The sequence below is a fragment of the Paraburkholderia sp. SG-MS1 genome (assembly GCF_012275575.1).
In the GTDB taxonomy this organism is placed as follows: Bacteria; Pseudomonadota; Gammaproteobacteria; order Burkholderiales; family Burkholderiaceae; genus Paraburkholderia.
The window spans coordinates 1-8,385 of sequence record NZ_NPIH01000002.1 but is presented as its reverse complement, the minus strand read 5'-3'; the positions used below and the strand labels follow the sequence as shown (position 1 = coordinate 8,385).

General features: G+C 63.2%; 7 protein-coding genes. 6 read left to right on the top strand and 1 reads right to left on the bottom strand.

What is annotated here, in order from left to right:
• Positions 1-240: 240 nt before the first annotated feature.
• The 5 genes from CIC12_RS00150 to CIC12_RS00130 all read left to right on the top strand — a co-directional run bounded on the left by CIC12_RS00150 (position 241) and on the right by CIC12_RS00130 (position 5,965).
• Positions 241-1,029, top strand: a complete 789-nt coding sequence (locus tag CIC12_RS00150) for an alpha/beta fold hydrolase (protein WP_168661037.1) — start codon at positions 241-243, stop codon at positions 1,027-1,029.
• 119 nt (positions 1,030-1,148) lie between these two features.
• The gene (locus CIC12_RS00145; RefSeq protein ID WP_007179533.1) at positions 1,149-1,406 is read left to right on the top strand and encodes a BTH_I0359 family protein; all 258 of its coding nucleotides are present in this window, start codon (positions 1,149-1,151) and stop codon (positions 1,404-1,406) included.
• Between the two features lie 308 nt (positions 1,407-1,714).
• A complete protein-coding gene (locus tag CIC12_RS32765) occupies positions 1,715-2,785 on the top strand; it encodes a homocysteine S-methyltransferase family protein (protein WP_168661035.1) in 1,071 nt (356 codons plus the stop codon).
• A 6-nt stretch (positions 2,786-2,791) separates the two neighbouring features.
• Positions 2,792-5,599 (top strand): methionine synthase, encoded by a 2,808-nt coding sequence (gene metH / locus CIC12_RS00135; RefSeq protein ID WP_274597532.1) that lies wholly within the window; start codon positions 2,792-2,794, stop codon positions 5,597-5,599.
• Positions 5,600-5,755: 156 nt separating this feature from the next.
• The gene (locus CIC12_RS00130; protein WP_168661031.1) at positions 5,756-5,965 is read left to right on the top strand and encodes an acid-shock protein; all 210 of its coding nucleotides are present in this window, start codon (positions 5,756-5,758) and stop codon (positions 5,963-5,965) included.
• 134 nt (positions 5,966-6,099) lie between these two features.
• Here CIC12_RS00130 and CIC12_RS00125 read toward each other — a convergent pair whose 3' ends face one another.
• Positions 6,100-6,426, bottom strand: a complete 327-nt coding sequence (locus CIC12_RS00125; RefSeq protein WP_168661030.1) for a DUF1840 domain-containing protein — start codon at positions 6,424-6,426, stop codon at positions 6,100-6,102.
• Positions 6,427-6,882: 456 nt separating this feature from the next.
• Between CIC12_RS00125 and argS the strand changes: the two genes are divergently transcribed.
• Positions 6,883-8,385: arginine--tRNA ligase (gene argS / locus CIC12_RS00120; protein ID WP_168661028.1), on the top strand; the 1,503-nt coding region annotated here is incomplete at its 3' end.

The following is an 8,385-nucleotide window of genomic DNA, read 5'->3' as shown; positions in this document are numbered from 1 at the left end:
CCCGCGGCCGCCGCACCGGTCGATTCGACCGCCCCGGGCAACGTCAAACCCTGACATCCCCACAATCCGAACAGGGTCTCGATCGAATCGCCGAACTTCCGCGGCGACGCCGACTCGCACCACTTGCTGCAACCGTTCGCGCGTGCGCTGCGTATAGGGATCAGCCCCATCGCAGGGGCCGAACACGACGCGTGCAATGGCCGAACGGACCCTCCACTGCATTCCCTTCAAGGAGCCCGCATGCAAGTGAACATCAACGGAATCGAAACGCGCTATGTGCTGAGCAACGAGGGCGGCGGCCCGTGGCTGACGTTCATCCATCAGCTGGGCGGCGATCTGTCTGTCTGGGACCAGCTTGCCGGCTATTTCCGCGACGACTACACCGTGCTGCGCTACGACGTGCGCGGCCACGGCAATACCGCTGTATCCGCCGGGCCGTTCAGTGTCGACGATCTTTCAAACGATCTCGCCGCGCTGCTCGACGCGCTGGGTGCCCCGACGACGCATCTGGTCGGCATGTCGATGGGCGGCATGATCGCGCAGCAATTCGCACTGAATCACCCGTCACGCGTCGACACGCTGACGATCGCCGACAGTGCCGCCGGCACGTTGCCGGAGAATCGCGCCGTCTGGGATCAACGCGCCCATGCAGCGCGCACCGATGGCGTCGCAGCGCTGGTGCCCACGACTTTGAGCCGCTGGCTCACACCTGGTTTTCAAGCCGCCCATCCCGAAGCGGTGGAGCAGATTCGCGAGGTGCTCGCCCATACGTTGCCAGAAGGCTACGCCATGGCATGCGAAGCGCTGCGCGATTTCGAAGTAAGCAGTAAGCTGGCAAGCATTCGTTGTCCCACCTTGACCGTGGCGGGCCGCCACGACTCAGGCACGCCGCCTGCTGCAACGCGTGCAATAGCAGACGCCATCGAAGGCGCACAGTTCGAACTCCTCGACGCCGCTCATCTCGCGCCCATCGAGCAATCTCACCGTTTTGCTGCACTGCTTGAAACGTTTCTTGAAAGGCCGGTCTAACCGGTAGGTTCGGAAGCTGGGCAAGCGTCACATCCGGACCCACCCCTTGAATTCCAACACATACGCTCCACGTATGGTGCAGAAACGGCCAGGAGCCAACGGAAATAAGGAGTGTCGCCATGCAAATGATCTACAACAGCCCCAATTATTGTGTCGTCGAGTTTCCGCCGCAGGAAGGTCCTCTGGCCATGAAGTCGGGTGGCTACGAGATCGTCGACAAAAACATGCAGCGCGAGATCTACATCGACGGCGCAATGGCGGCGCGCTTTCGCGAGCACGTGCAGAAGCTGATCGAAGAAGAGCCGTCCCTGGACGAGGTCGACGAATTTCTCGGCCAGTTCGACAGCCTCATGCATCAACCTGTGATCCTTCACTAACCGCAGGATTTGCATCAACGTCTTTGGCGACATGAATTGACCGCGCCGTCCGGCCCCAGCCGGCGGCCTTTATAAGACGGTCAGCACTCGTAAAACGGCCCAGCAGGTTTTTGCCTCGCTGGGCCGTTTTCTTGGCAGCGCGCTTTTGCCCCCTTAACGGTTTTGTCTCCGCATCCTTCTCGCATTATCTTTGGCTCACTGTCATGCCCGCACGCCGGGGCGTGGCTTCACCCGCGCCGGGCGCATCAGCCCGGCTGCGGCTACAATGACAGGTTTCCCGAAAATGCCGGCGCAAGCCCTCATCCGCCATGAACCAGCCTGCTCAAACCGCCACGCCAGTCCGTTCCGAGCCCGCCTACACGCGCGGCACGGCGCTCCCCGCGCTGCTCAAGTCGCGCATCCTGATCCTGGACGGCGCAATGGGCACGATGATCCAGCGCTACAAGCTCGACGAAGCCCGCTATCGCGGCGAGCGCTTCAAGGACTACGGGCGCGACATCAAGGGCAACAACGAGTTGCTGTCGCTCACTCAGCCGCAGATCATCGCCGAGATTCATGAGCAGTATCTGGCGGCCGGCGCCGACATCATCGAAACCAACACGTTCGGCGCGACCACGGTGGCGCAGGCGGACTACGGCATGGAAGCGCTCGCCATCGAGATGAATCTCGAGTCGGCGAAACTGGCGCGCGCCGCTTGCGACAAGTATTCGACGCCGGACAAGCCACGCTTCGTCGCGGGCGCGATCGGACCGACGCCGAAGACCGCGAGCATTTCCCCTGACGTGAACGATCCGGGTGCGCGCAACGTGACGTTCGACGAACTGCGCGCCGCCTACTACGAGCAGGCCAAGGCACTGCTGGACGGCGGCGTGGATCTGTTCCTCGTCGAAACGATCTTCGACACGCTCAATGCGAAAGCCGCGCTGTTCGCGCTCGACGAGCTGTTCGAAGACACCGGCGAGCGTCTGCCGATCATGATCTCCGGCACCGTCACGGACGCATCGGGGCGTATTCTGTCGGGGCAGACCGTCGAGGCGTTCTGGAACTCGCTGCGTCACGCGAAGCCGCTTACGTTCGGTCTGAACTGCGCGCTCGGCGCGGCGCTGATGCGCCCGTACATCGCCGAACTGGCGAAGCTGTGCGACACCTATGTGTCGTGCTATCCGAACGCCGGTTTGCCGAATCCGATGAGCGACACCGGCTTCGACGAATTGCCCGCCGATACCTCGGGCCTGCTCAAGGAGTTCGCCCAGGCCGGCCTCGTGAACATCGCCGGCGGCTGCTGCGGCACGACGCCCGAGCACATCGCGGCGATTGCCCAGGCGCTCGCCGAAGTAAAACCGCGCCAATGGCCGACGCAGTATCGCGACGCCGCATAGGCGAGGCTGCCCGAATTCGGGCAGCCGCTCCCGCAGTACCGAAATAGCCGCACCGTAGCCGCATCTCAACGCAAGCAATCGACTCGCACATACGCCATGACCGATCACACCATGCGCCTTGCCGGCCTCGAGCCGTTCAACGTCACGTCCGGGACGCTTTTCATCAACGTCGGCGAACGCACCAACGTGACTGGCTCGAAAGCGTTCGCGCGAATGATTTTGAACGACCAGTTCGACGAGGCGATTGCCGTCGCGCGCCAGCAGGTCGAAAACGGCGCGCAGGTCATCGACGTCAACATGGACGAAGCGATGCTCGATTCGAAAGCGGCGATGGTGCGCTTCATGAATCTGATCGCGTCGGAACCGGACATCGCGCGCGTGCCGATCATGATCGACTCGTCGAAGTGGGAGGTGATCGAAGCGGGCCTGAAGTGCGTGCAAGGCAAGGCGATCGTCAACTCGATCTCGCTGAAGGAAGGCGAAGAGTCGTTCCGCCATCACGCGAACCTGATTCGCCGCTACGGCGCAGCCGCCGTCGTGATGGCCTTCGACGAACACGGCCAGGCCGACACTTTCGAGCGCAAGACGCAGATCTGCAAACGCTCGTATGACTTCCTCGTGAATGAAGTGGGCTTCCCGCCGGAAGACATCATCTTCGATCCGAACATCTTCGCGGTCGCCACCGGTATCGAAGAACACAACAACTACGCGGTTGACTTCATCGAAGCGACGCGCTGGATCAAGCAGAACCTGCCATACGCGAAGGTGAGCGGCGGCGTGTCGAACGTGTCGTTCTCGTTCCGCGGCAACGACCCGGTGCGCGAAGCGATCCACACCGTGTTCCTCTATCACGCGATCCAGGCGGGCATGGACATGGGCATCGTCAACGCGGGCCAGCTCGGCGTGTATGCCGACCTCGACCCGGAGTTGCGCGAGCGCGTGGAAGACGTGGTGCTGAACCGTCGTGAAGACGGCACCGACCGGCTCCTCGAAATTGCGGACAAGTTCAAGACCGGCGCCGCGAAGAAGGAAGAGAACCTCGAGTGGCGCAACCAGCCGGTCGAAAAACGTCTGGCGCACGCGCTCGTGTCGGGCATCACCAACTTCATCGTCGAAGATACCGAGGAAGTGCGCGCGAAGATCGCAGCAGAAGGCGGCCGCCCGATCAACGTGATCGAAGGCCCGCTGATGGACGGCATGAACATCGTCGGTGACCTGTTCGGTCAGGGCAAGATGTTCCTGCCGCAGGTCGTCAAATCGGCGCGCGTGATGAAACAGGCGGTCGCGCATCTGATCCCGTTCATCGAAGAAGAAAAGAAACAGTTGGCCGCGGCCGGCGGCGACGTGCGCGCGAAGGGCAAGATCGTCATCGCCACGGTGAAGGGCGACGTGCACGACATCGGCAAGAACATTGTCTCCGTGGTCCTTCAGTGCAATAACTTCGAAGTGGTCAACATGGGCGTGATGGTCTCGTGCAACGACATTCTCGCGAAGGCGAAGGTTGAAGGCGCGGACATCATCGGCCTCTCGGGGCTGATCACGCCGAGCCTCGAAGAGATGGCCTACGTCGCATCGGAAATGCAGCGCGACGACTACTTCCGCGTAAAGAAGATTCCACTGCTGATCGGCGGCGCGACCACCTCGCGCGTGCACACCGCGGTGAAGATCGCGCCGCATTACGAGGGCCCGGTGGTGTATGTGCCCGACGCGTCGCGTTCGGTATCGGTGGCGTCGAGCCTCCTGTCGGACGAAGGCGCGGCGAAATACGTCGACGAACTCAAGGCCGACTACGACCGCATCCGCGACCAGCACGCCAACAAAAAAGCGCAGCCGATGGTCACGCTCGCCGAAGCGCGCGCCAACAAGACCAAGGTCGACTGGGCGAACTATCAGCCGGTCAAGCCGAAGTTCATCGGCCGCCGCGTGTTCAAGAACTTCGATCTGAACGAACTCGCGAACTACATCGACTGGGGCCCGTTCTTCCAGACCTGGGATCTGGCCGGCCCGTATCCGGCGATCCTGAACGACGAGATCGTCGGCGAATCGGCGCGGCGCGTGTTCTCGGACGGCAAGTCGATGCTCGCGCGTCTGATCCAGGGCCGCTGGCTGCAGGCCAACGGCGTGATCGCGCTGCTGCCGGCCAACACGGTCAACGACGACGACATCGAAATTTACACGGACGAATCGCGCGCAAAAGTCGCGCTCACCTGGCGCAACCTGCGCCAGCAAAGCGTGCGGCCGGTGGTGGACGGCGTGATGCGGCCGAACCGGTCGCTCGCCGACTTCATTGCGCCGAAAGATTCAGGCGTGGCCGACTACATCGGCATGTTCGCGGTGACGGCGGGTCTGGGCGTCGACGTGAAGGAAAAGCAGTTCGAAAAGGATCACGACGACTACAGCGCGATCATGCTGAAGGCGCTCGCCGACCGCTTCGCCGAAGCGTTCGCCGAAGCGTTGCATGCCCGCGTGCGGCGCGACCTGTGGGGCTACGCGAACACCGAAAGCCTGTCGAACGACGAATTGATCGCCGAAAAATATCGTGGCGTCCGTCCGGCGCCAGGCTACCCGGCCTGCCCGGATCACCTCGTGAAGCGCGACATGTTCGACGTGCTGCAAGCCACCGAAATCGGCATGAGCGTGACCGAATCGCTTGCCATGTTGCCGGCGGCCAGCGTGTCGGGCTTCTATCTGGCGCACCCGGACAGTACGTATTTCTCGGTCGGCAAGATTGGCCAGGACCAGCTCGAAGACTACGCGCGGCGCATGTCGCTGTCGAAAAAGGACGCCGAGCGGGCGTTGGCGCCATTGCTATAAGCCTTGTGGCGGGAAACCCACCATATCGGGTCCGAAAGACTGAATATTTGCGGCAGCGTAATTTTCGGCTTTGTAGACTGGGTCGGTTTCATCCCGCCAGGCGCGGCGAAAACGCGTCGGCTTATCTAATTGCAATCGTCAACGGAGAAAAATCGTATGAAAAAGCTGGCGCTGTTATTGACTGCTGTTTCGCTTGCCGTGGGCGCCTCGGCGGCACTGGCCCAGCCCGCCGCCCCCGGCGGCTCCAGCGCGGTCAGCTCTTATTCGCCGCCGGTCGCGAAGCACGTCAAGAAACCCAAAAAGCAGAAGATGAAGAAAGGTGCGTCGGCTCCCGCTGCCGCCCCGGCAGAGGCCGCCAGCCAGTAAGCGGCACGGCCGGCCTCGGCCCGTTCCAAAAACAAGGAGCCCGCGTCGAGCGGGCTCTTTTCGTTGGCGCGTCTGGCCTCACGTGGTCAGCCGTTGCGGCTGCTGCGCACGCTCTCTCGCGGCATGCGGGGGGATCAGAGCCCCCAGACGATGTCCGCGTTTACCTTCTGCGCCGCGCGCAGCATGTCGAGGAACGGATACGCGCGCTGCGCGAGCCCCGGCGGAATCTCGTGATGATCATGACCATCTTCGCCTTCGTGGAAATGGCCGTCGTGCTCGGCGCGTTCCTGCTTGTCGAAGGTGATGGCGGCTTCGAGCTTCTCGATGGCCGGGCCCAGTTCGTCGTGAGTGATGACGCCCCGCTCCCCAAGGCGTTTGCCGACAATGCCGACCAGATACTGAGCCAGATTCTCCAGCATCATCACGTCTGGGCAGGCGCGGCATTTGAAAGTAATCAGCATGACTGTTCCCTTTTTCGTTATGTTGGATCGACGCGCGAGCGGCCCGAAGGCGGCTGCCGGCGCGCATGACGCGCCTGTCACGACAACTCGCCGGTCAGGCGCGGCGGCCACGGCCCTTGCTGGGCATCTCATTGAACATATTAGCACCTGCTAAAATCCGTCTGGACGGAAAAGCGCGCCGCCCTGCGCCGCGCGAGGCGAAGCGCGAGCAGCGTGGCCGGGCCGGTTGGCCGCAACCCCGCATGCCGCGGCAGTCGACACCGTTGCATGTTGCCGTGCACCGTTTATCGCATTGCAGACAACGTGCCCGATGGCGCTTCGGATGTACCCCGGCGCCTTCGAAAGCCGCACCGGGTGCCTCGCCGCTTTCCCCGCTTCTAACGAATCGGCCGCGCCAGCCGTGCGGCCGGCGCCTCTTCCGCATCACCGGATTGTCTCACTGGACTCGCAACAAGCATGCTGCCCGCACATAAACATACCCTCGAAACCCTGCTCACGGACACGGTGAAGCAGGTCGCGCTCGCCACGCAAGGCGCGAGCGAAGCCGCTTTCGTGTCGCCTACCATCACGCTCGAACGCCCGAAGGTCGCCGCGCACGGCGACGTCGCGTGCAATGTGGCGATGCAACTCGCCAAGCCGCTGCGTGCCAATCCGCGCCAGCTGGCGCAGCAGATCGTCGACGCGCTGCTCGCGCAGCCGCAAGCCCAGGGTCTCGTCGAAGCCGCCGAAGTGGCCGGCCCCGGCTTCATCAACCTGCGCCTCACGGCCGCGGCCAAGCAGGCAGTGATTGCCGCCGTGTTCGCGGAGAAAGGCGCATTCGGCCGCTCGCAACGCGACGCCGGCAAGCATGTGCTGATCGAATTCGTCTCGGCCAACCCGACCGGTCCGCTGCACGTCGGCCACGGCCGCCAGGCCGCGCTCGGCGACGCGCTGTCGAATGTGCTGGCCTCGCAAGGCTGGGACGTGCACCGCGAGTTCTATTACAACGACGCCGGCGTGCAGATCCATACGCTCGCGCTGTCCACTCAGGCGCGCGCGCGCGGCCTAGCCCCCGGCGACGAAGGATGGCCGGCTTCGGCCTACAACGGCGAGTACATCGCCGATATCGCGAAGGACTATCTGAACGGCGTGACCGTGGCCGCGAGTGACGGCGAGCCGGTCACCGGCGCGGGCGACGTCGAGAATCTCGACGCGATCCGCCGCTTCGCGGTGGCGTATCTGCGCCGCGAGCAGGACATGGATCTGCAGGCGTTCGGCGTGAAGTTCGACCAGTACTACCTGGAGTCGTCGCTGTACACGGAAGGCCGGGTCGAGAAAACCGTCGAGGCGCTGATCGCTGCCGGCAAGACCTATGAGCAGGAAGGCGCGCTGTGGCTGCGCACCACCGACGACGGCGACGACAAAGACCGCGTGATGCGCAAGACCGACGGCACCTACACCTACTTCGTGCCGGACGTCGCCTATCACGTCGCGAAGTGGGAGCGCGGCTTCACCAAAGTTATCAATGTTCAAGGCTCGGACCACCACGGCACGATCGCGCGCGTGCGCGCCGGTCTGCAAGGTCTCGGCATCGGTATTCCGAAGGGCTATCCCGACTACATCCTGCACAAGATGGTCACGGTGATGCGCAATGGCGAAGAGGTGAAAATCTCCAAGCGCGCCGGCAGCTACGTGACGGTGCGCGACCTGATCGAATGGTCGGGCGGCGCGACGCCGGGCTCGGAAGCGGCCGTCGACCTGATCGACGAGGAAACGATTCGCCGCGGCCGCGACGCGGTGCGCTTCTTCCTGATCTCGCGCAAGGCGGACACGGAATTCGTGTTCGACATCGACCTCGCGCTGAAGCAGAACGACGAAAATCCTGTGCATTACGTGCAGTACGCGCATGCCCGGATCTGCTCGGTGATCGCCGAATGCAAAGCGCGCTACAACACGGACGAAAGCACGCTCGCGAGCGTG

Coding starts and splice junctions, on each gene's coding strand:
- CIC12_RS00150 (WP_168661037.1), top strand. CDS start 241: ATGCAAGTGAACATCAACGGAATCGAAACGCGCTATGTGCTGAGCAAC.
- CIC12_RS00145 (WP_007179533.1), top strand. CDS start 1,149: ATGCAAATGATCTACAACAGCCCCAATTATTGTGTCGTCGAGTTTCCG.
- CIC12_RS32765 (WP_168661035.1), top strand. CDS start 1,715: ATGAACCAGCCTGCTCAAACCGCCACGCCAGTCCGTTCCGAGCCCGCC.
- CIC12_RS00130 (WP_168661031.1), top strand. CDS start 5,756: ATGAAAAAGCTGGCGCTGTTATTGACTGCTGTTTCGCTTGCCGTGGGC.
- CIC12_RS00125 (WP_168661030.1), bottom strand. CDS start 6,426: ATGCTGATTACTTTCAAATGCCGCGCCTGCCCAGACGTGATGATGCTG.